The 23,289-nt window shown below is 43.8% G+C and carries 24 protein-coding genes; 12 read left to right on the top strand and 12 right to left on the bottom strand.

Going from position 1 to position 23,289, the window contains the following annotated elements:
- Positions 1-95: 95 nt before the first annotated feature.
- Positions 96-416, top strand: coding sequence for a SelT/SelW/SelH family protein (locus tag AB4558_RS02805; protein ID WP_017062204.1), 321 nt, complete (start codon positions 96-98; stop codon positions 414-416).
- Between the two features lie 24 nt (positions 417-440).
- Here the strand turns inward: AB4558_RS02805 and yfcE are convergent, their stop codons facing one another.
- The 5 genes from yfcE to AB4558_RS02780 are packed head-to-tail and all read right to left on the bottom strand — an operon-like array spanning position 441 to position 3,303.
- Positions 441-986, bottom strand: a complete 546-nt coding sequence (gene yfcE, locus AB4558_RS02800) for a phosphodiesterase (RefSeq protein ID WP_017068995.1) — start codon at positions 984-986, stop codon at positions 441-443.
- Between the two features lie 47 nt (positions 987-1,033).
- Entirely contained in the window at positions 1,034-1,441 is a 408-nt protein-coding gene (locus AB4558_RS02795; RefSeq protein WP_017062206.1) for a CBS domain-containing protein, read from the bottom strand.
- Positions 1,438-1,788: a P-II family nitrogen regulator gene (locus tag AB4558_RS02790; RefSeq protein ID WP_017062207.1), complete on the bottom strand. Its 351-nt coding sequence runs from the start codon at positions 1,786-1,788 to the stop codon at positions 1,438-1,440. The genes AB4558_RS02795 and AB4558_RS02790 overlap by 4 nt, the downstream gene beginning before the upstream one ends.
- Positions 1,778-2,572 (bottom strand): DUF1538 domain-containing protein, encoded by a 795-nt coding sequence (locus tag AB4558_RS02785; RefSeq protein ID WP_017062208.1) that lies wholly within the window; start codon positions 2,570-2,572, stop codon positions 1,778-1,780. Before AB4558_RS02785 ends, AB4558_RS02790 begins: the two co-directional genes overlap by 11 nt.
- A complete protein-coding gene (locus AB4558_RS02780) occupies positions 2,569-3,303 on the bottom strand; it encodes a DUF1538 domain-containing protein (RefSeq protein ID WP_017072437.1) in 735 nt (244 codons plus the stop codon). Before AB4558_RS02780 ends, AB4558_RS02785 begins: the two co-directional genes overlap by 4 nt.
- 289 nt (positions 3,304-3,592) lie before the next feature.
- Here AB4558_RS02780 and AB4558_RS02775 point away from each other — a divergent pair, with 289 nt between their 5' ends.
- The 6 genes from AB4558_RS02775 to AB4558_RS02750 all read left to right on the top strand — a co-directional run bounded on the left by AB4558_RS02775 (position 3,593) and on the right by AB4558_RS02750 (position 8,708).
- A complete protein-coding gene (locus tag AB4558_RS02775) occupies positions 3,593-4,507 on the top strand; it encodes a TIGR01777 family oxidoreductase (protein ID WP_372056258.1) in 915 nt (304 codons plus the stop codon).
- 43 nt (positions 4,508-4,550) lie between these two features.
- Positions 4,551-5,378, top strand: a complete 828-nt coding sequence (locus AB4558_RS02770) for an SDR family oxidoreductase (protein WP_017061923.1) — start codon at positions 4,551-4,553, stop codon at positions 5,376-5,378.
- A gap of 396 nt (positions 5,379-5,774) precedes the next feature.
- Positions 5,775-6,629, top strand: a complete 855-nt coding sequence (locus tag AB4558_RS02765; protein ID WP_017061924.1) for a co-chaperone YbbN — start codon at positions 5,775-5,777, stop codon at positions 6,627-6,629.
- A gap of 197 nt (positions 6,630-6,826) precedes the next feature.
- Positions 6,827-7,756, top strand: coding sequence for an SPFH domain-containing protein (locus tag AB4558_RS02760; protein WP_017063395.1), 930 nt, complete (start codon positions 6,827-6,829; stop codon positions 7,754-7,756).
- Positions 7,757-7,759: 3 nt separating this feature from the next.
- A complete protein-coding gene (locus AB4558_RS02755) occupies positions 7,760-8,209 on the top strand; it encodes an NfeD family protein (RefSeq protein ID WP_372074682.1) in 450 nt (149 codons plus the stop codon).
- Between the two features lie 319 nt (positions 8,210-8,528).
- Positions 8,529-8,708, top strand: a complete 180-nt coding sequence (locus AB4558_RS02750; protein ID WP_017061927.1) for a hypothetical protein — start codon at positions 8,529-8,531, stop codon at positions 8,706-8,708.
- 76 nt (positions 8,709-8,784) lie between these two features.
- On the opposite strand, the gene cueR is transcribed toward AB4558_RS02750, so the two are convergent.
- The 5 genes from cueR to zipA all read right to left on the bottom strand — a co-directional run bounded on the left by cueR (position 8,785) and on the right by zipA (position 14,975).
- Entirely contained in the window at positions 8,785-9,177 is a 393-nt protein-coding gene (cueR, locus tag AB4558_RS02745) for a Cu(I)-responsive transcriptional regulator (protein WP_017061928.1), read from the bottom strand.
- A 93-nt stretch (positions 9,178-9,270) separates the two neighbouring features.
- Positions 9,271-10,074 carry a DUF2057 domain-containing protein gene (locus AB4558_RS02740; protein WP_372074684.1) on the bottom strand — a complete coding sequence of 268 codons (804 nt, stop codon included), beginning with the start codon at positions 10,072-10,074 and terminating at the stop codon, positions 9,271-9,273.
- 96 nt (positions 10,075-10,170) lie between these two features.
- Positions 10,171-11,301, bottom strand: coding sequence for a porin (locus tag AB4558_RS02735; protein WP_137001209.1), 1,131 nt, complete (start codon positions 11,299-11,301; stop codon positions 10,171-10,173).
- Positions 11,302-11,826: 525 nt separating this feature from the next.
- Positions 11,827-13,839 (bottom strand): NAD-dependent DNA ligase LigA, encoded by a 2,013-nt coding sequence (gene ligA, locus AB4558_RS02730; RefSeq protein WP_017065986.1) that lies wholly within the window; start codon positions 13,837-13,839, stop codon positions 11,827-11,829.
- Positions 13,840-13,931: 92 nt separating this feature from the next.
- Positions 13,932-14,975: a cell division protein ZipA gene (gene zipA, locus AB4558_RS02725; protein WP_017061932.1), complete on the bottom strand. Its 1,044-nt coding sequence runs from the start codon at positions 14,973-14,975 to the stop codon at positions 13,932-13,934.
- 229 nt (positions 14,976-15,204) lie between these two features.
- On the opposite strand from zipA, the gene cysZ reads away from it, so the two are divergent.
- From cysZ to crr, 5 genes are all read left to right on the top strand, one after another.
- On the top strand, positions 15,205-15,963 hold the full coding sequence (cysZ, locus tag AB4558_RS02720; protein WP_029235129.1) for a sulfate transporter CysZ: 759 nt from the start codon (positions 15,205-15,207) through the stop codon (positions 15,961-15,963).
- A 237-nt stretch (positions 15,964-16,200) separates the two neighbouring features.
- Entirely contained in the window at positions 16,201-17,169 is a 969-nt protein-coding gene (gene cysK, locus AB4558_RS02715; RefSeq protein WP_017061934.1) for a cysteine synthase A, read from the top strand.
- Between the two features lie 302 nt (positions 17,170-17,471).
- Entirely contained in the window at positions 17,472-17,729 is a 258-nt protein-coding gene (locus AB4558_RS02710) for an HPr family phosphocarrier protein (RefSeq protein WP_004734263.1), read from the top strand.
- Positions 17,730-17,865: 136 nt separating this feature from the next.
- Complete coding sequence (gene ptsI, locus AB4558_RS02705; protein WP_372058934.1) at positions 17,866-19,590, top strand: phosphoenolpyruvate-protein phosphotransferase PtsI; 1,725 nt, start codon at positions 17,866-17,868, stop codon at positions 19,588-19,590.
- A gap of 106 nt (positions 19,591-19,696) precedes the next feature.
- Positions 19,697-20,206, top strand: a complete 510-nt coding sequence (crr, locus tag AB4558_RS02700; protein WP_004737851.1) for a PTS glucose transporter subunit IIA — start codon at positions 19,697-19,699, stop codon at positions 20,204-20,206.
- A gap of 485 nt (positions 20,207-20,691) precedes the next feature.
- Here crr and AB4558_RS02695 read toward each other — a convergent pair whose 3' ends face one another.
- The gene (locus AB4558_RS02695) at positions 20,692-21,825 is read right to left on the bottom strand and encodes a flagellin (protein WP_102300543.1); all 1,134 of its coding nucleotides are present in this window, start codon (positions 21,823-21,825) and stop codon (positions 20,692-20,694) included.
- Between the two features lie 297 nt (positions 21,826-22,122).
- Positions 22,123-23,256 carry a flagellin gene (locus AB4558_RS02690; protein ID WP_017063389.1) on the bottom strand — a complete coding sequence of 378 codons (1,134 nt, stop codon included), beginning with the start codon at positions 23,254-23,256 and terminating at the stop codon, positions 22,123-22,125.
- Positions 23,257-23,289 lie beyond the last annotated feature (33 nt).

Below are 23,289 nucleotides of genomic sequence, written 5' to 3'. Positions count from 1 at the left end.
ATGAAACGGTAAACCAATAGAAAAAAGGGGCATGAAGCCCCTTTTTTGTTAGCCGTTGGTATCAAATTACGGATGTAGCATTTTAAGGATTAACCATGAAAACGGAACAACCTAATCTGGCGCCAGCGAAAGAGACAGCAACAAAAGCCACAATCGCGATACACTATTGCCGTCAATGCAATTGGATGCTTCGCTCTAGTTGGTTATGCCAAGAGCTACTGCATACCTTCAGCGAAGAAATTGAACAAGTGAGCTTACACCCAGACACGGGAGGCAGGTTCGAAATCTTTTGTAATGGTGTGCAGATTTGGGAAAGAAAAGCAGATGACGGTTTTCCAGAGGCGAAAGTTCTGAAGCAAAGAGTACGAAACATCATTGCTCCAGACAGAGATCTCGGCCACGTGGACTCAAAATAAGCCTTTCACAGCCGATCCAATGATTTAAAGCTGACCACTCACGAGAACATCACCTTCAAGGCTAATGACTTTGAAGGTATTGTTTTCATAGATGCCATAGCTTGCCGCGTGTCCCTCTCGTGGGAATGTCACCGAGCTAGGGTTAAAGATAAAGATGTCATCTTGGTATTCGGCGACAGGAATATGGGTATGACCGTGTGCAATGATATCGCCCGCCTTCAACGCAGGGCGTTTATTGGTGTTGTACAAATGGCCATGCGTTAGGAAGATACGCTGGCCTGATTCTAATAGCACCCACGAGTAATCCATCATCATTGGAAAAGACAACAACATCTGATCCACTTCGCTATCGCAGTTACCACGAACGGCAATGATCTCTTGAGAAAACGCATTCAACTTATCTGCAACCGCCGGCGGGTTGTATCCTTCTGGAATCGGATTTCTTGGTCCATGATTCAGAATGTCACCCAATAGAACTAAATATTGCGCACCAGATGCTTGGTAGAGTTCTAATACCTTTTCTGTTGCTGGCAGCGAACCGTGTAGGTCTGAAGCAAAAAATAATTTCACACGTACTTCTCCATAAAATTTATGAGCCTATTGTACGTATCTAAATGCTACACGTCATCTCTCGCCATACCATTGATCACGATATTATTGTAACTAACCATACCGACTATCTTGTTATCACGAACTACTGGCGCACGACTGATACCAAAGCGTTCAAACAGGCGAGCGCAATACTTTACGTTCATCTCAGCAGACACGCTTAGCGCTGGCTTGGTCATGATCTCATAAACATTGGTTCGCTTTGGAGATCGGTTCTTAGCCAGTACTTTCTTGGCAATGTCATTCATCAATACGATGCCGTATTCGTCATCTTCGTGGCGTTTATCGACAATGATTGCCTTCACTTTGTGCTTTTTAGCCATCTCTATCGCTTCTAACACCGTGGTTAGCCCATCGATAATCACATACGTATTGGCCATGACATCGCCTACTCGGATCTTTTCACTGGTACTCATAGCTCATCCTCCACAACCTTTGTTAACGTCTCGACTTGATGCGCAACCCCGACTGCGTCTTCGATATCGATCTGCACCGCTATACCTTGTCCTGACTCCTGGTCAAACTCACCGACTTCGCCAATAGTTTCAAGAATATGCCTCGCTAAGTGTTCCTCAACCACAAACAGCAACACATCTTTTTGTACCTCTAGCGTTAGGCCAAAGAAGGTGGTTTTTTGGTTTAAGCCTTGCCCTCTGGCGTTGTTAATCACCGTTGCTCCAGTCGCGCCCGCATCACGCGCGGCATCGAGCACAGTGTCGGTCTTGCTCTCTTCTACAAACGCTAAGATAAGTTTAAAGCGCATCTTTGCTCTCCTTAGAGGTGTGTAAACGGTTTAACCATTGTGTTATTTGGGCATAGCCCATCACTGAAATGATGGGAAATAAGCTGGCAAAGGCGATCAACCCAAAGCCATCAATAACAGGGTTTCTTCCTGGTACGGTTGAAGCGAGTCCAAGCCCGAGCGCCGTCACTAAAGGGACTGTCACCGTTGATGTAGTGACGCCACCCGAATCGTAGGCCAATGGAATAATGAGTTTTGGGGCGTAAAAGGTTTGAATGACCACGACGACATAACCAAAAATGATGTAGTAGTGGATCGGGTCACCCGCAACGATACGGTAGCTGCCCAGTGAGATACCGATAGCAACGCCCAATGCCACGGCGATCCTCAGCCCATTGACGCTGATACTGCCACCGGAAACTTGGTTCGCCTTAATCGCTACAGCAATCAAAGAGGGCTCGGCTATCGTGGTGCTGAAACCAATACAAAACGCGAAAAGATAGACCCAGTAATAATCAAACCAAGCCAAAGCAAGACCAGAACTGATCTTAAACTCAGTCAAAAAACTTGGCTCGGTGAGTTGCATTGCCATCGTCTCCCCTAGAGGGAATAACGCGAGTTCCAATCCCATCAAAAAGAGTGATAAGCCAAGAATGACGTAGAAGAAACCGATCAGCACTTTGGCTAGGTTATTGACTGGCTTTCGTAATACCGCCAACTGAAAACCGAAGATGATGATCGCAATCGGGATCACATCCATCACAGTGCCGAGAAAGGTGTCGATAAACTGCTGAACACTGATCATGTCACCACCATCCCGTACACCATGACAAACATCATCGGCAGCAACGAAGCAAACGCGATCAACCCAAAACCATCTATCATCGGATTACGCCCTTTAATTGCCGAGGCTAAACCCACCCCTAACGCAGTTACTAATGGGACGGTGATCGTCGATGTCGTTACTCCACCAGAGTCATACGCAATTCCAATGATGTTTTCCGGAGCAAATGCAGTGAGCACGACCACTCCAATATATCCACCGATGATCATGTACTGGATTGGCCAACCTTTTAAGATTCTCAGCACACCGAGTAAAATAGCGATACCGACTGACAGTGCCACAGTAAAGCGCAGGCCATTGGCATACTGCTCCATTTCATCTAACGTATTGGGGATTACACCTCCCTCAGCTGCCACTTCTGCGGCTTCGGCAGCGACTGCGGTTAACGCTGGCTCGGCTATGGTGGTACCAAAACCCAAACAAAAAGCGAAGATCAATAACCAGAACACACTCCCCTTTCTGGCAAATGCTTGAGCCATCGATTCGCCAATTGGAAACAACCCCATTTCAAGGCCAAAGATAAAGAAAGTGAGTCCAAAAACGACGAGCACTAAGCCAGTCAGAATAGATAAAAGATGAGGAAGTGGCTCTTGTAAGACAGCAAGCTGGAAGAAAGCGATTACCGCCACGATTGGCAGTAGATCCCTCAGGCTACCTAACATGGATCGAAACAAAGCAAGCACCGCCGTCATCGCAATTCCTTGTCGCTGATTATGAATTAATAATAATCATGGCAAATCCTTATCATTGCTTATGTGACAAATATTACGCAGTTGGTAACATATCCGAGTAAAGTGCATAAGTGTGATGACGGTACACATCCTGACTTGATGAATTTAATTTCACTCCTTTGTAAATTGAAAAAGGCGTAATTTGGGCATCACACGATTGAAACCTTATGATCGTTATAGTGATTTTTTCGTATTGATTGGCGACTAAAAACAAGCCATGTCTATAATTATGTTTAATAGGGAGATTGGTATGAAGATATTGTTAACGGGTGGTACTGGATTTATTGGCTCTGAATTGGTCAAGAGTTGGAACACTGACGACGTGACATTGCTGACGCGGAGTCCTGAAAATGCGAAGCAAAACCTAAATCACCTCAACCAGAACAACCTTCATTACATTCAATCCCTTGATGAGCTCAGTGATCTCAATGACTTTGATGTGGTGGTCAACCTCGCGGGTGAGCCGATTGCCGATAAGCGTTGGAGTACAGAACAAAAAGAGAGGATCTGTAACAGCCGCTGGCACATCACTGAAAAGCTGGTCGAATTAATTCATGCCAGTAGCAACCCGCCACACGCTTTTATTAGCGGTTCAGCCGTGGGTTACTATGGCGATCAACAGCAGCACCCGTTTGACGAGTCACTGCAAGTAGAAGATGAAAGCTTTCCTCATAAAGTCTGTGCCCACTGGGAAGAGATAGCCAAGCGAGCACAATCAGAAAGCACACGCGTGATACTACTGCGAACAGGGGTTGTACTTGGCGAGAATGGCGGCGCACTCAAGAAGATGCTATTGCCTTATAAACTCGGCGTCGGTGGTCCAATAGGTTCAGGTGAGCAGTACATGCCATGGATTCACATTCTCGATATGGTGAGAGCCATCAATCACTTGTTGTCACTCCCCCACGCTCAAGGGGAATTCAATATGTGTGCCCCTCACCCTGTGACCAACAAACTGTTCAGCAGCACGTTAGCGAAACAATTAGGCCGACCGCATTTCTTATTCACGCCGAAATGGGCAATGTCGATTCTCATGGGGGAATCATCTTGTTTGCTATTTGACAGCATTCGCTCCAAGCCGAAGAAACTCACTGAGATGGGATTCATCTTTAGTTACTCAAGAATCGAGCCAGCACTAAAAAACTTGTTACAACATCAAGACTAATTCTTTACCCTAGAGCGATAGAGACTCTAATAAAGGATTAAGTGTGAACAAGTCGATTCTGATTACCGGTTGCTCAACAGGTATTGGCTATACATGTGCTCATGCACTTCAAAAGCGTGGTTTTCATGTCATTGCATCTTGTCGTGATCCACAAGATGTTCAACGCCTTCAAGATGAAGGCCTCACCTGTATTCAATTAGATCTTTCCAACCAAGAAAGTATTGAGCATGGCGCCAAGCTTGCTATTGATCTCGCACCTAATGGATTGTATGGATTATTCAATAACGGTGCTTACGGTCAAGCAGGGGCACTAGAAGACTTACCGACCCAAGGGCTCAGAGAACAATTCGAAACCAACTTCTTTGGTTGGCATCATCTCGTCTGTCAGATCCTTCCGCACATGCGCGAGCGTGGCGAAGGTCGAATCGTACAAAACAGTTCCGTATTAGGTTTTGCAGCCATGAAGTATCGTGGTGCTTATAATGCTTCTAAATTCGCGATTGAGGGTTGGACAGATACCTTACGATTAGAACTGCATGGCAGCGGTATACAGATCTCATTACTGCAACCAGGGCCAATTGAGACTCAATTTAGAACCAATGCCTTGAAAGCGTTCAATAAATGGATCAACATTTCTGGCAGCGCCCACCAAGACGCTTACCAACAACAAAAAGATCGACTCGAAAAAGAATCATCGAATAACGCTTTTGTCCTGCCTCCAGAAAGTTGTATTGAGCCGGTATTCCATGCTCTCACCGCCGACAAACCCAAGCTAAGATACCGAGTTACGACCCCGACTAAAGTGTTCGCGGTATTGAAAAGGATTCTACCGAGTCGCTTGCTAGACCCTATTTTGAGAAAAGCTGCATAAATTACTAACTTTGAATGCAGAGTCGCAAACTTTAATGTAACGATGTAATTTTTCCGTAACAATAAGATGTCATGATTATCCTATCCCATCAGTTATTCCCAATTGATGGTTCTACTCTGGAAATCTCATGACTTTAAACCGCCTTAATTGGGTAGGTGTGGGTCTGGCGATTACGTTGTTTATTCTGTTTTGAGTATCTCACGCAACGCCTCACTGACTACCTCGATGATAACGCTATGCCTTCCATGTTGAGATAACAACTCTATCAACATCGAAGCATAGCGTTTTTCTATTTTTGGTTCTTTTTATCCGAGATAACCGAGTTAGATCTTGAAGTTACCGACTAACCCCCCCATATTTGCAACGTATCCACAAAACAAACCTCAAGGAACGTAAATGCAATCTCCGCATATTGTTGAACTTAATGAGCAGAACTTTCGTCAAGTATTAGAAGGTTCGATGCAGACCCCTGTACTCATCCATTTTTGGGCACCAATGAGCCAAGAGAGCGCCCAAGTCATTCCTGAACTGCAAACTTTAACTCAGCAATACAACGGTGCCTTCACCTTAGCCCTGCTCAATTGCGAACAAGAGCAAGCTATTGCTAGCCAGTTTGGTGTTCAAGCACTGCCCACTATTGCACTGTTTGTTAATGGTCAGCCAGTCGATGGGCTCGGTGGCCCTCAAAGCATAGAAGCTATTGTCGATATGCTCAGCAAACACCTTCCTAGCCAAGATGAACTTGCTTTGCGTCAGGCTCTTGAGCAAATGCAAGCTGGCGAGCACACACAGGCACTAGCAGCAATGCAGCAACTTCCAGCAGAGCTGACGAATAAAGGTGAAGTAAAACTGGCGATCGCAGAGTGTTTGTTAGAAACACAACAATTTGACCTTGCTGAAACTCAGCTAGCAACTATCCCTCTTGAGTACCAAGACAACTACTACAAAGGCTTAGTTGCAAAGCTTGAACTTCATAAACAAGCAGCAGACAGCCCTGAAATACAAGCATTAGAAGCCGCTCTTCAGCAAAATCCGAGCGACGCTAAAACAGCATCTGAATTAGCATTGCAATATCACCAAGTGAACCGCAGTGAAGAAGCTATGGATCTATTATGGTCTTTCCTAGCCAAAGATCTTAATGCTCTCGATGGTGACATGAAGAAAGAGTTCATGGACATCTTGAGTGCGCTTGGACAAGGTAACCCAGTTGCCAGTAAGTACCGTCGACAACTGTACTCTCTGCTTTACTAGTTAAACCTAAAAAGCCGTAGATTAAACATCGAAAATTGACAATTCAATCAATTAGTTTATCGCATAATAGAATGTAAAATGGGCCATAAAATCAATGATTTATGGCCCATTTCTCGTTTATAAATTTGCTCAGAATTTAAATATGAGCCAGTATCAATACTGAACTATCAAAAACTCAAACTTGCAAAGGATTTTGTATGCCTATTGATACCTTGATTACTATCGGCGTCTTTACTGCCGTCGCACTGTTATTTATCTTCGCTGGCGTAAAAACCGTTCCACAAGGCAACAACTGGACCGTTGAACGCTTCGGGCGATACACACACACCCTTAAACCGGGTCTTAACTTAATCATTCCATTTATTGATAAAGTTGGACAGCGCATCAGCATGATGGAGCGTGTTCTCGACATCCCAGCACAAGAAGTCATCTCCAAAGATAATGCAAATGTGGTTATCGATGCGGTTTGTTTTGTTCAAGTTATCGACGCGCCTAAGGCAGCTTATGAAGTGAATGACCTTGAACATGCGATCCGTAACTTAACCCTCACCAATATCCGTACTGTGCTTGGCTCGATGGAACTGGATGAGATGCTGAGTCAGCGTGACATGATCAATACCAAGCTACTGAACATCGTTGATGAAGCGACAAACCCTTGGGGCGTAAAAGTCACCCGTATCGAAATTAAAGACGTACAGCCACCAGCAGACCTTACTGCTGCGATGAATGCCCAGATGAAAGCCGAGCGTAATAAACGTGCTGATATCTTAGAAGCAGAAGGTGTACGACAAGCTGAGATCTTGAAAGCAGAAGGCCACAAGCAATCAGAGATCCTGAAAGCAGAAGGTGAGAAGCAAGCGGCAATATTGCAAGCAGAAGCCCGTGAGCGTGCCGCAGAAGCAGAAGCTAAAGCGACAGAAATGGTATCAACGGCAATTGCTCAAGGTGACATGCAAGCGGTCAATTACTTCATTGCACAAGGTTACACCGACGCATTGAAATCTATAGGCCAAGCTGAAAACGGCAAGATCATCATGCTACCACTCGAAGCAACTGGCCTTATGGGTTCTGTAGCGGGTATCGCGGAGATGTTTGCACATAAGAATGACAAAGGTAGTAAGGACTAACTTATGGTCGAATTACTAGAACAAGTAAACCACTGGCATTGGTTAGCGTTTGGTCTAGCATTGTTAGCGCTTGAGGTAATTGGAACCGCTGGTTACTTTTTATGGATAGGCATATCTGCCATGCTGGTCGGTGCCCTATTAGGAGCATTACCAATTGGTTGGCAGATGCAATGGCTGTCCTTTGCTAGCTTCTCTCTTATTACCACTTGGTTGTGGTGGAGAAGACAACTCTCGAATGACAAGCAATCGGATGCAGGGCGAGAGTTAAACCAAAGAGAAAAGCAATTGGTAGGTCAAACCGTTATTTTAAGTGAAGACGTAAAGAAAGGTAGCTGTCGAATTAAGTTCGGTGACTCTTCTTGGTCAGCAAAGGCCAGTCAAGATATTCCATCTGGAACCGAAATTAAGATTGTCGCTTTAGACGGAATCGTTCTAATAATAGAACCTTTATAAACAAGAGCTATATGAAGCCTGCATTTTCAATAAATGCAGGCTTTTTCTATTTTTGAACCTTAATAATATTCGAATTATCATTGCGATAGATTGAATTGAAAAAAAAATAAGTTCTTATTTCGTAAAGCTAAAAAGTTTGATTGAGCTAAAAAGGTATAAGAAAGCCAGATTTCTTACCCAATATATATATGAATAGTTAACCTTACTCTCGCTTATTTATAATTATTAAAAATGTTAAGTCCGTCCAATTTTTGAAATTTTCTTTTCCTTGTCCATACTTTCAATTATCTCAATTAGAGATAAACCTAATGGAGTTTGTATGAGACATTTTTTAATAATTCTAACGGCTATTTTCAGCTTGTCATTTGGAAGCGCTCTAGCGAGCAGTCAGTCTCCTGGTAACGGAAACATGGGGCCTATCGTTAAGTGTTCAGATGGTAACGCAGTCACTCATGTACCACTGTTGATCTGTAAACATTACGGCGGAAAGGTGCTGTGATAGGTGCTGTGATAGGTGATTAAAGTCAGGCTAGTAATGAAATTGCTGCCTGACGATTATTTAGAACTGGAATAACCTAACTGCGGCCAGATAGATTATTCAAGATAGGACATTCCGTTGAAGTATCTCCAGGGCAGTCATGTACCCAAGATTGTAGCTGCACCTTCATCTTGTTTAACTCCGCAAGCTTCAACTCTATTTCATCTAACTTCTGAGTAGCCTTCTTCTTTACTTCGTAGCTTTGTCTGTTGGGATTCATTGCCAACTCAACCAGTGACTTACACTCATCGAGAGTGAAACCAACCATTTTAGCTCTCAAAACGAACTCTAACTGTTCGATATGAATCTCGCCATATTGCCTGTAACCATTTTCTGATCGGTGCGGTGGGCTCATCATGCCTTTACTTTCGTAAAAACGAATGGATTTCGCTGTTGTACCAACACGCTTCGCTACTTCACCAATATTCACAATCTTACCTGTAAGCCTAAAATGAAAAACCGCAGTACTGCTGTTATACAATACTGCGGCTGAAAAACATAGCTAGGGTGTAACGTTAGAAACTTACTCTTGTTCTAACAACCAAATCATAGTTTGAGATTTTTCTTCACTGTCTAGCTTATTGAACCAGTATGAAACCATTTCGATCTCTTTTGAGCCTTCTAGTAATGCTGGGTTAGCGTTCTTACGGTTCTTGAATGCCCAATCTGTTACTGCAGATTGCTCTTCTTTGGTTGCTTCACCATACCAGTAATTCACCATCTCTTGTGCTTGTGATGCTTTTGGTTCTTCAGCAACTACAGCCGCAACAGGCACCGCTACTGGAGCAACAGCGATAGCTGTATGATTATTTGCGCCATTATAGATTGTGTCGATATACGCTTTCGGCACAATGAAAGTTGTACTCATTACTGAGTTTTGTCCATCAAGTGTAAATTCTAAGTTCTTTTCTCTTGCTTGCTGAATGTCAGCGTCACTTAATGGAAACTTAATATATTGAGTCTTAGTACAGTGCTCGCTGCAGCTTTCTCTTGGTACTTGTCTATCTTCTAATTCTATCGTTTTACCAAAAAAACTAACCGTTTCGTACTCTTTGTAACTTTGGAAGTAACTCACGTCCATAGTAATTGAAGATTCTGGGGCAGTATTTGGTGTTACTTCTTTATTGTATGTAAAGTAAAGCGACGACTTGAGAATGTCTGCGCCTACATTTGCTCTATTTTCTGCTACGTAAGATTGACCGGTTACTTTAATGTAACCACCTTTGGGCTGCACATCAGCAACTGAGTCTGCAAAATTACTTTGTGAATCGAGTGAACTACAAGCTCCCAAAAATAATGATAATACAACTACACTAACTTTATTCATTATGACTAATTCCTTATGTTCACTATGGAAAAACGCTGGCAAAAAAATTTACCAGCGTTTTGATTTTATCTAACTGTTTAAGCTGATAATTCTAGCTTAGAAACCGTACTCAAGACCAACGCGAGTTACGATATCTGTATCAGCGTCACCAACAGTACGACCCGCTACACGTAGGTAAGGTACGAAACCGTTGTGAACAGCCATTAACTGAGCAGAGATAGTGTTACTATCGTCAGTTTGTGCAGCCGACAATACAGAGTTAGATGCAGTAGTCCCTGAAAGGTCTGCTTCTAAGTTTGCAGCATAACCAACTTTCACACCAATTGGACCATTCCAGTATTGACCAATGATTGAGTAAGAGTCTTGCGTATATTTACGCGTACCGTTGTCTAGCTCTTCGCCTTTATACGCAGCCGCAATACCGAATCCAGCTGGTAGGCTAGCTTCAAAACCAACAATGTAAGCGAACGTGTCATCATCATAGCCAGCTACAGCTGCTGTACAATCCGGCGTACCTGGAGCATCTGGGTCAAACACACAAGATTCAGCGGTATCTGCTGTTACACGAGTACCAGATTCAACACCAGCCATGAATGTGATTTTTTCGAAGCTGTACTTAGCACTTGCGCCAACAAAGTTTGCATCACGAGTCGCTGCACCGCCGCCGTTGTCGTTATCATCACGACCAACAGAAGCTGCAAAAGAGAAACCGCCAAATTTAGCTGAATCGTAACGAACTTGGTTAGATTGACGATCGTAGTGACCGTTGATGCCGCCCCAATCGAATACAGAACCTAGACCAGGGTTAGAGAATGGCCAGTCGACGATTTCGTATAGTGGAGTAAGAACACGACCCACACGCAGGTTACCCCAAGAGCCAGAAGCACCAACGAACGTATCACGGAAACCAAGCACACCGCCTGAAACACCACCATGAGACCAGTCAGTGCTATCAACGTAACCAGATTCAATCTGCATTGTGATTAATACGTCATCAAACATCTCTTTATGAGCACGGAAGCCGATACGAGATTCATTCTCTACAGCGTAACCTGAGCTAGAGTCATTGTTATCAGTCGTGTTGTAGTTAACTAGAGAGATAGCTGCAACACCGTATACGTCAACGTTGAAATCAGAGTTGATACCAACTTCTTTCGCCATTACGCCTGTCGATAAAAGTGCAACGGATGCACCTAGTAGAGTACGTTTGAAAATTTTGTTTTCCATGGAATAAAACTCCTAAAAATGGATATAGCTGTTTGAATATTCCCCGCCTAAAGTTGGCCGCCGTAGAGAGAAATACCTTTTCTTGTTTGAGAACCCTAAACTCTGAATTCTCTATTTCCTTTCTGGTTATACACATCATGTGCATCCATGGCATTAAGACTAACTTCGCCCTCAAAAAGATCAATGAGAACTTAATTTTCATCTAAAAAAATATGAGTTGGTGCAAATTTAATAGGTACTTAGTGATCCAGATCGATAAATAGAAAAATCCTCACCAAAACAAAATCAATACCAATAAATTCAACAACTTGAGGTAATTATCACTTTGTAAAAATAGATATGACTCGCAATTATGATACAACTAGAATGGTATTTCATTAATGTTGAGCGGCATCACTGTCCCTTTTTGAGAGTTCGTATAAGTACAAAATTCTCAACAATTAAAAAGGCATCTAATTTGCAGCAGACACAAAAAAAGCACTCCCTTTAAAGGAGTGCTTTTGAGCTTTTTTTACCTTGGTTTACTTACGAAATAAGTGCAATTAGATCTTCTTCTGTTCTTATTTCGATACCTAAATCTTGTGCTTTAGTCAGTTTAGAACCAGCGGCTTCACCCGCGAATAAGATATCCGTTTTCTTAGACACGCTACCGGTTACTTTTGCACCTAAAGCCTGCAAAGCGGCTTTCGCTTCACTACGACCTAATTGCGACAATGAACCCGTCAACACAACCACTTTACCTTCTAACGGTAGATCTTGGTCATCCGCAACAGCTTCGATTGCAGGCCAGTTAACACCAAGCTCTAGCAACTGCTCGACTACAGCTCTGTTTTTCTCCTGCGAGAAGAAGCTCGTGAGGTGACTTGCTACGATGTCACCAATATCTGACACTTCAACTAACTGTTCATGGGTTGCTGCTTGAACCAACTCCAACGTCTTGAAGTGTTGAGCTAAGTTCATAGCCGTCGCTTCACCGACTTCACGAATACCGAGTGAATAGAGGAAACGTGCTAACGTTGTGTCTTTGGCTTTATTCAGCGCACTCACCACATTTTGCGCCGATTTAGGCCCCATACGATCAAGAACTGTAATTACGCCCGCGCTAAGCTTGAACAAGTCAGCGGGCGTTTCTACCATTTCACGGTCCACAAGCTGCTCTATCACTTTTACGCCAAGGCCATCGACATCCAACGCCTTTCTCGACACAAAGTGCTTAAGCGCTTCTTTACGCTGTGCCTGACACACTAGACCGCCAGTACAACGCGCTACAGCTTCCCCCTCGACACGCTCAACCGTAGAGCTACATACAGGGCAAGCATCAGGGAAAACAATGTCTCTAGCCGTTTCAGGGCGACGATCTAGTACAACAGCCACAATTTGCGGAATAACATCACCTGCACGGCGAATAATAACGCTGTCGCCTACCTTCACGCCTAAACGCGCAATCTCATCGGCATTGTGTAAAGTGGCATTGCTGACTGTCACGCCACCAACGAAGATAGGTTCAAGTTTAGCAACCGGCGTAATAGCACCAGTACGGCCCACCTGAAATTCAACGTCATTGAGCAGTGTAATCTCTTCTTGAGCTGGAAACTTATAAGCAATTGCCCAACGTGGCGCTCTAGCAACAAAACCAAGCACTTCTTGAGCCGCGATATCGTCGACTTTGATAACAACGCCATCAATCTCGTAAGCCAGAGCATCACGACGAGTCATAATATCTTGGTAATAGGCTTTCACGTCTTCGAGAGAGCTCAGTTGCTTAGTCTCGGGGCACATAGGTAAGCCCCAACCTTTAAGCTGTAAAAAGCGTTGGTAGTGACTATTTGATAGCTCAGCGCCTTGTACAACACCGACACTGTATGCGTAGAAAGCTAGCGGACGTTTCGCAGTAATACGGGAATCAAGCTGACGCAGGCTACCTGCGGCGGCATTACGTGGGTTAACAAATACTTTCTCGCCTTTCTTCAACGCCATCTCATTCAACTTATCGAAACCCGCTTTTGGCATAAACACTTCGCCACGAACTTCAATACGCTGCGGCCAGCCTTCACCTTGTAACTTAAGTGGGATAGAGCTGATCGTACGCACGTTTTCAGTGATGTTTTCACCCGTCGCACCGTCACCACGTGTCGCAGCCTGAACTAAAATACCATTCACATAGAGTAGGCTAACTGCAAGGCCATCAAGCTTAGGTTCACAACAGAAAGTCTTGAGGTTAGCGGTTGGCGCTCTATCAGACATTCGCTTATTGAACGCATCCAAATCTTCATCAGAGAAAGCATTGTCCAGAGAAAGCATTGGGATCTCATGAGTCACTTGAGTGAAACCATCGAGAGGCTGACCACCAACACGTTGGCTCGGAGAATCTACCGTCACTAGTTCCGGGTTCTCTTCTTCGATCTTTAGCAATTGCTGCATTAATCGATCGTACTCGACATCAGGGATCTCAGGGCTATCTTCTACGTAATAACGAACGGCGTGATAATGCAGAGTTTCTCTTAACTGCTCTAAGGTAACTTGAATCGATTCTTTCATATCATTCTCTATCGTGATTGAAATATCAAAAAGGGCTCCCTTAGGAGCCCTTTTCTATAAATATAGATTATTTACAAGGCTAAACAATACGGCTAGGCATTCGATGCCGTCATAAAGTCTCTGATTTGCTTGCGGTAGTCAGATAAACGGTTTGGTGTCATTAAGTTGCGTGACTCATCCAACACGTTTCCGCCCATATCGTCAGCAATTTTCTGCGCCGCACTCAGCATCACATTGAAGTTTTGATCAGCTTGACCATAACAAGGCAACGTCATAAAGAACGAAATACCTTTAGTCGTGAAGTCAGCAGGATCATCATGTTCTAGCGTTCCTGGCTGCATCATGTTTGCAACGCTGAAAATAACCTTTGGTGCATCTGTAGATTGTGCAAAGCAGTGGTAAATAGACATCTCACCATAAGTTAAACCGTTGTTCTCCATGCTGCGGAAAAGTTCAGTCCCAACGAATGGGATCTCTCCAGCACAGTGAACATTAAGAACGATCACTTCTAAACCAAGTTCTTCATCTGGTTTTGCTTCTTCAACAGTCGCACTTTGCGGAGTCACGACTTCTTTCGCAACAACGGGCTCTCTTTGAGTAAGCGTTTCGTTTGGAACGACTGGCTCATCAACTGTTTCAGAAGGCTCTTCAAACGAACCGTACTGCACTTTAAAGCCGGCATGGTTTTCTTTTTGCTCGTCAGTCAACTCAAAGCTTGGAACTTCAGGCTCAACGTCCTTCTCTTCCTCAATCACTTCAGGTTCACTTTCAACCTTAATTGGGTCTTCTACGCTGAAAGAAGGAAGATCATTTAATTCGATATCATCTTCGTAAGCTTCTTTCGCTTGTGGCGCTGTTAGCGGATCTGAGTCGATCAGCGGATCAGTATCAGAGGGTGAAACAGCAAAATCCGGCTCTTTACGTTCTTTTCGGATTATCTCAAAATCATCTTCTGGAGCGAATGAACGGTTTGGAATAGTTTCTGCTTCATCTAAGCTGTCGTTATCAAGCTTACCGAGCGGCTTATCTCCAAACTTTGCTTTCCCTTCTTTTTTACTCGTCCATAGACCATGGAACAATAATGCGGCGATAGCTAATGCGCCAACAATAATGAGTACAAATCGCAATTCCTGCATTTTTCGCTCTCAGCTTTCTTAGTCAACTAGCTATAAACACGCTGTCACTAAGTTGGGTTAATTTGGCTAATCTCACTACTCTATCAAAAGTAGCCACTGTTTTAGAACAACTTAATACAATTAGTTCCTTACATGGTGTGATTTTCACCACGCTTTTTTTCTTAATTTCGGTCGAGTACACTAGACATGTTTGCTATTTAACCAAATTCACATGTGACCTAATTTAAATATGACTATTGAATCTGTTCCCCGCTCCGGCTTTGGCTATTTTATTTTCGGAATAAAAATCGCTTTATCACCGAGCATTCGTAAGTTTGTACTAATGCCACTTATCGCGAACGTGTTACTCGTTGGTGGTGCCTTGTTTTATATCTTCTCCAACCTAAACACTTGGATTGAAGGTTGGATTGGTGCATTGCCAAGTTTCTTGTCGTGGTTGTCATACATTTTATGGCCATTACTTGTGTTAACCGTCTTGGCCACATTCTCGTATTTCTTTAGCACGCTCGCTAACTTCATTGCCGCACCGTTCAACGGTTTACTCGCGGAAAAAGTTGAAGAGTTGTTGAGCGGTAAAAAAGTTAATGACGATGGTTTACTTGATGTCCTCAAAGATACCCCACGTATATTAGCGAGAGAATGGCGCAAGCTTGTCTACATTCTGCCAAAAGCGATCGGTTTATTCCTACTTTTGTTAATTCCAGCACTAGGGCAAACCGTTGCTCCGTTTTTATGGTTCATTTTCACAGCATGGATGTTAGCGATTCAATACGCCGACTACCCGTTCGATAACCATAAAATCAAATTTGATGACATGAGAAACAATTTGAAACAAAAACAAGGCAAGAGCTACAGCTTTGGCGCGCTTGTTTCTGTGTTCACCACAATTCCAATTCTAAACCTGATCGTAATGCCCGTTGCCGTTTGCGGCGCGACGGCAATGTGGGTTGCTGAGTTTAAAGACCAAGCTCTGCGTTCTCGTCTATAATTCTCGTCTATTACCCCGCCTATACTTCCTAGTTTCGCCTATCTTTTTGAAGTTCTGATTTCAATAAAGATAGGCGTGAATTCTGCTACATATCTATATGATATAACTTTTTAATCCTTTTACCTTTTTTTCAACTTGTTTAATCTAAATTCAAGCTGAATAAACATCGTAAGACACTAGACGGTAAAGTGATTGATATACTACGTTTAGTTCTGTCATTAAATGAAGGAATATCGCATGAGCAAGATCTACGAAGACAACACCCTAACGATTGGTAACACACCTCTAGTCCGCCTTAACAAAGTAAGCAAAGGTAACGTCCTAGCTAAGATCGAAGCTCGTAACCCAAGCTTCAGTGTTAAATGTCGTATCGGTTCAAACATGATCTGGGAAGCAGAAAAAGCGGGTACGCTTAAGCCAGGTATCGAGCTTGTTGAACCTACCAGTGGTAACACAGGTGTTGCACTTGCATTCGTAGCTGCGGCGCGCGGTTACAAGCTAACACTAACGATGCCTGAGTCAATGAGCCTAGAACGTCGTAAGCTGCTTAAAGCGCTTGGCGCAAACCTTGTGCTAACTGAAGCACCAAAAGGCATGAACGGCGCGATTGCTAAAGCAGAAGAGATTGTTGCTTCAGACCCAGACAAGTACCTACTACTTCAACAGTTCAACAACCCTGCTAACCCACAGATTCACGAGCAGACGACTGGTCCTGAAATTTGGGAAGCAACAGACGGCGAAATCGACGTGTTTGTAGCGGGTGTTGGTACGGGCGGTACTATCACTGGTACGAGTCGTTACATTAAAGGTGAAAAAGGCAAAGCGATTACTTCAGTCGCGGTTGAGCCGGCTGAGTCTCCAGTGATTGCACAGGCACTTGCAGGTGAAGAAATCAAACCAGCTCCACACAAAATTCAAGGTATCGGTGCAGGTTTCATCCCTGGAAACCTAGATTTAGAGATTATTGACCGTGTTGAATCGGTAACTTCTGAAGAAGCGATTGAGATGGCTCAACGCCTAATGAAAGAAGAAGGTATTCTTGCAGGCATCTCATCTGGCGCGGCAGTTGTAGCAGCAAACAGAATCGCCGAACTACCTGAATTTGCAGGAAAAACTATCGTTACTGTACTACCAAGCTCTGGTGAGCGTTACCTAAGCACAGCCCTATTTGCTGGCATCTTTACGGAAAAAGAGAACCAACAATAATATGTGGTCAAATCAATTTTTCGTCCAAAAAAGCCCCGTTTAGGGGCTTTTTTGTTGATCCCTGCCCCACCTTTGGTAATATCAGGTCTGTTTTATTTTTCGCTTCAAAATAAAAGAAGCAATAAACAAATTCTGAAAGTCATGAGTACTCAGCAAAAGACGACCATGGCTGGATAAAAATTTATAACCAGTCTAAGTTCTAACACGAACATGGCGTACTAGCCTCTAGCGCATTTGGGCTAAAGCAGTTAAGCTAATCTGGTTACAAACTTACAAAAAATAAATTAATTGGGGTATATAAAATGTACGAGAAGCAAGTAGAAATCACAGCAGAAAACGGTCTTCACACTCGTCCAGCTGCACAGTTCGTTAAAGAAGCAAAATCTTTCGACGCTGACATCACAGTGACTTCTAACGGCAAAAGCGCTAGCGCGAAAAGCCTGTTCAAACTACAAACTTTAGGCCTAGTAAAAGGTACTAACGTTACTATTTCAGCTGAAGGTCCTCAAGCTCAGCAAGCAGTAGACCACCTAGTTGCTCTTATGGATCAACTACACTAATACGGTCTCCTTCTTTCAAAGCCATTTTGCATAGCAAAGTGGCTTTGTTCGAAATAGATAGGAATAAGCGCGACATTAGTCGACGACTTAAAGTCACACACTCTCCCGTTTACAGTTGAACAACTAAGGTAAGGCTATGATTTCAGGCATCCTAGCATCTCCTGGTATTGCTTTCGGTAAAGCACTACTACTTCAAGAAGATGAAATTGTCCTAAACACTCAATCTATCTCTGACGACCAAGTTGAAGCAGAAGTACAGCGTTTCTTTGACGCTCGTAACAAATCTTCTCAACAGCTTGAAGTTGTTAAGCAAAAAGCACTTGAAACTTTTGGCGAAGAAAAAGAAGCAATCTTTGAAGGCCACATCATGCTGCTTGAAGATGAAGAGCTAGAAGAAGAGATTTTAGCACTCATCAAGAAAGAAAAAATGCACGCAGACAACGCGATCCACACTGTGATCGAAGAGCAAGCTGTTGCACTAGAGTCTCTTGATGATGAGTACCTAAAAGAACGTGCAACTGATATCCGTGATATCGGTACTCGTTTCGTTAAAAATGCTCTAGGCATCAACATTGTATCTCTAGCAGATATCAATGAAGAAGTTATCCTAGTAGCTTACGACCTAACGCCATCTGAAACTGCACAAATCAACCTAGACTACGTTCTTGGTTTCGCTTGTGACATCGGCGGTCGTACATCTCATACTTCAATCATGGCACGTTCTCTTGAGCTTCCAGCTATCGTTGGTACTAACGATATCACTAAGCAAGTTAAGAACGGCGACATGCTTGTGCTAGACGCGATGAACAACAAGATCATCATCAACCCTTCTGAAGCTGAACTAGCAGAAGCTAAGAAAATCAAAGCAGATTTCGAAGCAGAAGCGGCTGAACTAGCAAAACTAAAAGATTTACACGCTGAAACTCTAGACGGTCACCGTGTAGAAGTTTGTGGCAACATCGGTACAGTAAAAGACTGTGACGGTATCCTGCGTAACGGCGGTGAAGGCGTTGGTCTGTACCGTACTGAATTCCTATTTATGGACCGTGACGCGCTTCCTACTGAAGAAGAGCAATACGTTGCTTACAAAGAAGTAGCAGAAGCAATGGAAGGCGAGTCAGTGATTATCCGTACTATGGATATCGGTGGCGACAAAGACCTACCATACATGGACCTTCCACAAGAGATGAACCCTTTCCTAGGCTGGCGTGCAGTACGTATCAGCTTGGATCGTCGTGAAATCCTACGTGACCAACTACGTGGCATCCTACGTGCGTCTGCACACGGTAAACTACGTATCATGTTCCCAATGATCATTTCTGTTGAAGAGATCCGTGAACTGAAAAAAGCAATCGAAGAGTACAAAGTTGAACTTCGCGCTGAAGGCCTAGCTTTCGATGAAGAAATCGAAATCGGCGTAATGGTTGAGACTCCAGCAGCTGCTGCAATCGCACACCACCTAGCGAAAGAAGTATCTTTCTTCTCTATCGGTACTAACGACCTAACGCAATACACTCTTGCGGTAGACCGTGGTAACGAAATGATTTCTCACCTATACAACCCACTATCTCCTGCTGTTCTTACAGTAATCAAGCAAGTGATCGACGCATCACACGCTGAAGGTAAGTGGACTGGTATGTGTGGTGAGCTTGCTGGTGATGAGCGTGCAACGCTACTTCTTCTAGGTATGGGTCTAGATGAGTTCTCTATGAGCGGTATCTCTATCCCTAAAGTTAAGAAAGTAATCCGTAACTCTAACTTCGCTGAAGTTAAAGCTATGGCTGACGAAGCACTATCTCTACCAACAGCTGCTGAAATTGAAGCTTGCGTAGAAAAGTTCATCGCTGAGAAAACTCAGTAATCGCCAATCGCTTAATAACGTTAGACGGCTAAAAATAGTCGTCTAATTTGTTAGATTGGTATAGTATATTCTACAGAATAAAACTAAACGTTAGGAGCATGACACAATGGGTCTGTTTGACAAACTGAAAAAGCTTGTATCTGATGACAGCGCTGATGCTGGTGCAATCGAAATCATCGCACCTCTTTCTGGTGAAATCGTAAACATCGAAGATGTGCCAGATGTAGTTTTCGCTGAAAAAATCGTTGGTGACGGCATCGCGATCAAACCAGCTGGCGACAAAATGGTAGCTCCAGTTAACGGTACTATCGGTAAGATCTTCGAAACTAACCACGCATTCTCTATCGAGTCTGACGACGGTGTTGAGCTTTTCGTTCACTTCGGTATCGATACTGTTGAACTTAAAGGCGAAGGCTTCACTCGTGTAGCTGAAGAAGGTCAATCTGTTAAAGCTGGTGACACTATCATCACTTTCGACCTAGCGCTTCTAGAAGAGAAAGCAAAATCTACGCTTACTCCAGTTGTTATCTCTAACATGGACGAAATCAAAGAGCTGAACAAGCTTTCTGGTTCTGTAACTGTTGGCGAAACTCCAGTTCTTAAAGTAACTAAGTAATCTCGATTACTTATCTGCTTTAATTAAAACGCTACCTAAGGGTGGCGTTTTTTGTGCCTGCTATATAGTTCTAATGCCAGATTACCAGCCGCTTTGGCCTTATACCTAACAACTACAAATCCCCTTCTTCTTTGGGCCTCTCACGAACAGAGATCCCTGACATCTCGCTCGGTTCGATTCTGGGATGACGATTAAACACTATGGTTTAAGCCTGAGTGATTGTTACTCAAACCGACCTCTTCTATACAGTTAGCTATAGAGTCACCAATACCCAACTCCCGTCATTCCCTACAGTGAGGCACGAACGTGATAGGGAATCTCGCTTTCCAATCAACTACCAACACCACAACTCCCCTCTCTTCTCCAAATTTCAGGCAATAAAAAACCCAGCCGAAGCTGGGTCTGTTTAGCGCTCATCTCTCACCACGAGCTAATTTGTGGAAGCCTAACGTCAACACTATCGGTCAACGTGGCTTTTCAATCGATTAACCTAGTAGGCTAAGTGCCGAGTTCGGTGCTTGCTTCGCTTGAGCAAGAATCGAGCTTGAAGCTTGAGAAAGGATCTGAGACTTAGTCATCTGAGTCGTTTCTTTCGCGAAGTCGGTATCTTTAATACGGCTCTTAGATGCGTTAACGTTCTCGTTAATGTTGTCTAAGTTGCTGATAGCGTGGTCGAAACGGTTTTGGAAAGCACCTAGCTCAGCACGGTGACTGTCTACATACTTAAGGGCCGCATCGATTACTGCTACAGACTCTTGTGCGCCGCCAACAGATGTTACGTCGATAGTATCAACCGTTACGTCTTTAGCTGCTTGAATACCTAGCTCGCCCGCAAGACCGCCAGAGAAAGACACATCGCCGCTCACTTTGTTGTTGCCTGTGAACATTTGTAGCTTGCCGTCTTCAGTAACAGACGCTTTAACAGAATCTTGCTGACCGTTGATGTAAGTCGCTAGCTCTTCGATGTCATCACCCGCTTTTGCGCTGATGTCGATTTCTTGTGCTTGGCCGAAGTTGTCAGTGAACGACAGTTTTAGGTCGTTAGAGCCCGCTTGAACGTTCCAGTCTTTGTCTTTCGCGTTCTCAGTTTGGTAGCTCTTACCACCCATCTGAGCGTTATCAGAGCGCATGTCTTTCAGTTGAAGCATTACAGCTTCACCGTTATCCGCACCGATTTGGAATGATTTAGTACCGTGAGTACCGTTAAGCAGCTTGTTACCACCAAAAGACGTCGTTTCCGCGATACGGTTCAGTTCGTCGTTCAGTGCTGTTACTTCTTCTTGAATCGCTACACGCTCAGATTTTGAGTTTGAGCCGTTTGAAGATTGTAGAGACAAATCACGCATACGTTGCAGGATGTTAGTCGTCTCGTTCATTGCACCTTCAGCAGTTTGTGCAATTGAGATACCGTCGTTCGCGTTACGTACAGCAACATCAAGGCCACGACTTTGAACGTTCAAACGGTTCGAGATTTGTAGACCCGCAGCGTCATCTTTTGCGCTGTTGATTTTTGAGCCAGAAGCTAGACGCTCCATTGATGTTTGTTGTGCGCTGTTTGCATTGTTTAGGTAACGTTGCGCTGTCATCGCTGAAACGTTTGTATTTACATTCACTGCCATGGTGACTTCTCCAATTGATTTTCCGGTATAGCGGTTTCCGACGTCTCGGAAAACCAAGTAGTTATCTCTAAGTTACTTTTAATAACGGCGTGATTGGCGAAACCTTTAGGAAAAAAACAACAAATTTAAAGAAATAGCGGTAAAACAGAAGAAAGCGTGACTGGTCGTAAAATTATCGAAAAAAGATGAGAAAATCGCTAAAGTTGCCGGGAAGTCAGTCGAGTGAGAAATTGTATTTTTATTCGCCAAAAAGCACCGGCCAAGCTGAAATGCTTTTATAAGATTGTAGGTAATTCATTAACCTAATAACGTTAAAGCTAGATTCGGCGCTTGCTTGGCTTGAGCGAGTATCGTTGTGCTCACTTGCTGCAGTATTTGTTGCTTGAGCATTTGAGTGGTTTCTTTGGCGTAGTCGGTATCTTTGATTCGACTGTTTGATGTCGCCAAATTCTCATGAACGTTTTCAAGATTGTTAATGGCATGATCAAAGCGGTTTTGCATTGCCCCTAATTCAGAGCGATGGCTATCGACATACTTCATCGCCGTATCCAAAATAGAGACGGCGCGCTGAGCACCACCCACATCCGTTACATTGATGTCATTAACTGACTCGTAATAGCCCGCTGACATCGAAAGCTCACTGGCTAATGAACCTGAAAAAGAGATGGTACCCGCGGTATCTTCACCTGACATATAAATCTGAAGTTGTCCGTCATCATTAACAGAAGCCGATAAGAGATCCGTTTGACCATTAATGTAAGTCGCCAACTCTTCGATATCATCGCCCGCTTTCGCGTTGATGGTGATCTCTTGTGGCTGACCAAAACGATCGGTAAACGACATCGTCATATCATTCTGGTTTGATTTCACTTCCCATGAATCACTGGCCATGCCATTAGCAACGTAGCTAAAGCCGCCCATGTTGATGTCATCAGTACGCATGCTTTTCAAACCAATCTGCACAGCTTCGCCCGAACTGCCGCCGATTTGAAACGAGGTGTGCCCAAAACTGCCGTTAAGGAGTTTTTTACCACCGAATGAAGTGGTTTCGGCAATTCGATTCAGCTCGTCATTTAACGCGGTGACTTCTTCTTGAATAGCGATTCGTTCCGATGAACTATTCGAGCCGTTACTCGCTTGTAGGGATAAGTCTCGCATGCGCTGCATGATATTAGTGGTTTCATTCATCGCCCCTTCTGCAGTCTGCATAATGGAGATACCGTCGTTAGCATTTCGAACAGCAACATCAATGCCACTCATCTGTGCTTCTAATCGATTTGAGATCTGTAAGCCAGCCGCATCGTCTTTTGCACTATTAATACGGCTCCCTGAAGCTAAGCGCTCCAAAGATTGGTTCAGCATGTTATTAGCGTTAGAGAGGTTTCTCTGAGCCACTAACGCCGAGACATTCGTATTGACAGTTATAGCCATAGACCTTCGCTTACAAAAAGATGAATAAAACTC

Source organism: Vibrio sp. 10N.222.51.C5, assembly GCF_041474575.1.
Classification (GTDB): domain Bacteria; phylum Pseudomonadota; class Gammaproteobacteria; order Enterobacterales; family Vibrionaceae; genus Vibrio; species Vibrio crassostreae_C.
This window is presented reverse-complemented; position numbering and strand designations above follow the sequence as displayed.

Coding starts and splice junctions, on each gene's coding strand:
- AB4558_RS02785 (WP_017062208.1), bottom strand. CDS start 2,572: ATGATCAGTGTTCAGCAGTTTATCGACACCTTTCTCGGCACTGTGATG.
- AB4558_RS02750 (WP_017061927.1), top strand. CDS start 8,529: ATGAGACATTTTTTAATAATTCTAACGGCTATTTTCAGCTTGTCATTT.
- AB4558_RS02795 (WP_017062206.1), bottom strand. CDS start 1,441: ATGAGTACCAGTGAAAAGATCCGAGTAGGCGATGTCATGGCCAATACG.
- AB4558_RS02760 (WP_017063395.1), top strand. CDS start 6,827: ATGCCTATTGATACCTTGATTACTATCGGCGTCTTTACTGCCGTCGCA.
- AB4558_RS02710 (WP_004734263.1), top strand. CDS start 17,472: ATGTACGAGAAGCAAGTAGAAATCACAGCAGAAAACGGTCTTCACACT.
- AB4558_RS02805 (WP_017062204.1), top strand. CDS start 96: ATGAAAACGGAACAACCTAATCTGGCGCCAGCGAAAGAGACAGCAACA.
- AB4558_RS02690 (WP_017063389.1), bottom strand. CDS start 23,256: ATGGCTATAACTGTCAATACGAATGTCTCGGCGTTAGTGGCTCAGAGA.
- cysZ (WP_029235129.1), top strand. CDS start 15,205: ATGACTATTGAATCTGTTCCCCGCTCCGGCTTTGGCTATTTTATTTTC.
- cysK (WP_017061934.1), top strand. CDS start 16,201: ATGAGCAAGATCTACGAAGACAACACCCTAACGATTGGTAACACACCT.
- crr (WP_004737851.1), top strand. CDS start 19,697: ATGGGTCTGTTTGACAAACTGAAAAAGCTTGTATCTGATGACAGCGCT.
- AB4558_RS02695 (WP_102300543.1), bottom strand. CDS start 21,825: ATGGCAGTGAATGTAAATACAAACGTTTCAGCGATGACAGCGCAACGT.
- AB4558_RS02765 (WP_017061924.1), top strand. CDS start 5,775: ATGCAATCTCCGCATATTGTTGAACTTAATGAGCAGAACTTTCGTCAA.
- AB4558_RS02780 (WP_017072437.1), bottom strand. CDS start 3,303: ATGACGGCGGTGCTTGCTTTGTTTCGATCCATGTTAGGTAGCCTGAGG.
- AB4558_RS02790 (WP_017062207.1), bottom strand. CDS start 1,788: ATGCGCTTTAAACTTATCTTAGCGTTTGTAGAAGAGAGCAAGACCGAC.
- AB4558_RS02775 (WP_372056258.1), top strand. CDS start 3,593: ATGAAGATATTGTTAACGGGTGGTACTGGATTTATTGGCTCTGAATTG.
- zipA (WP_017061932.1), bottom strand. CDS start 14,975: ATGCAGGAATTGCGATTTGTACTCATTATTGTTGGCGCATTAGCTATC.
- AB4558_RS02735 (WP_137001209.1), bottom strand. CDS start 11,301: ATGGAAAACAAAATTTTCAAACGTACTCTACTAGGTGCATCCGTTGCA.
- ligA (WP_017065986.1), bottom strand. CDS start 13,839: ATGAAAGAATCGATTCAAGTTACCTTAGAGCAGTTAAGAGAAACTCTG.
- AB4558_RS02740 (WP_372074684.1), bottom strand. CDS start 10,074: ATGAATAAAGTTAGTGTAGTTGTATTATCATTATTTTTGGGAGCTTGT.
- AB4558_RS02755 (WP_372074682.1), top strand. CDS start 7,760: ATGGTCGAATTACTAGAACAAGTAAACCACTGGCATTGGTTAGCGTTT.
- ptsI (WP_372058934.1), top strand. CDS start 17,866: ATGATTTCAGGCATCCTAGCATCTCCTGGTATTGCTTTCGGTAAAGCA.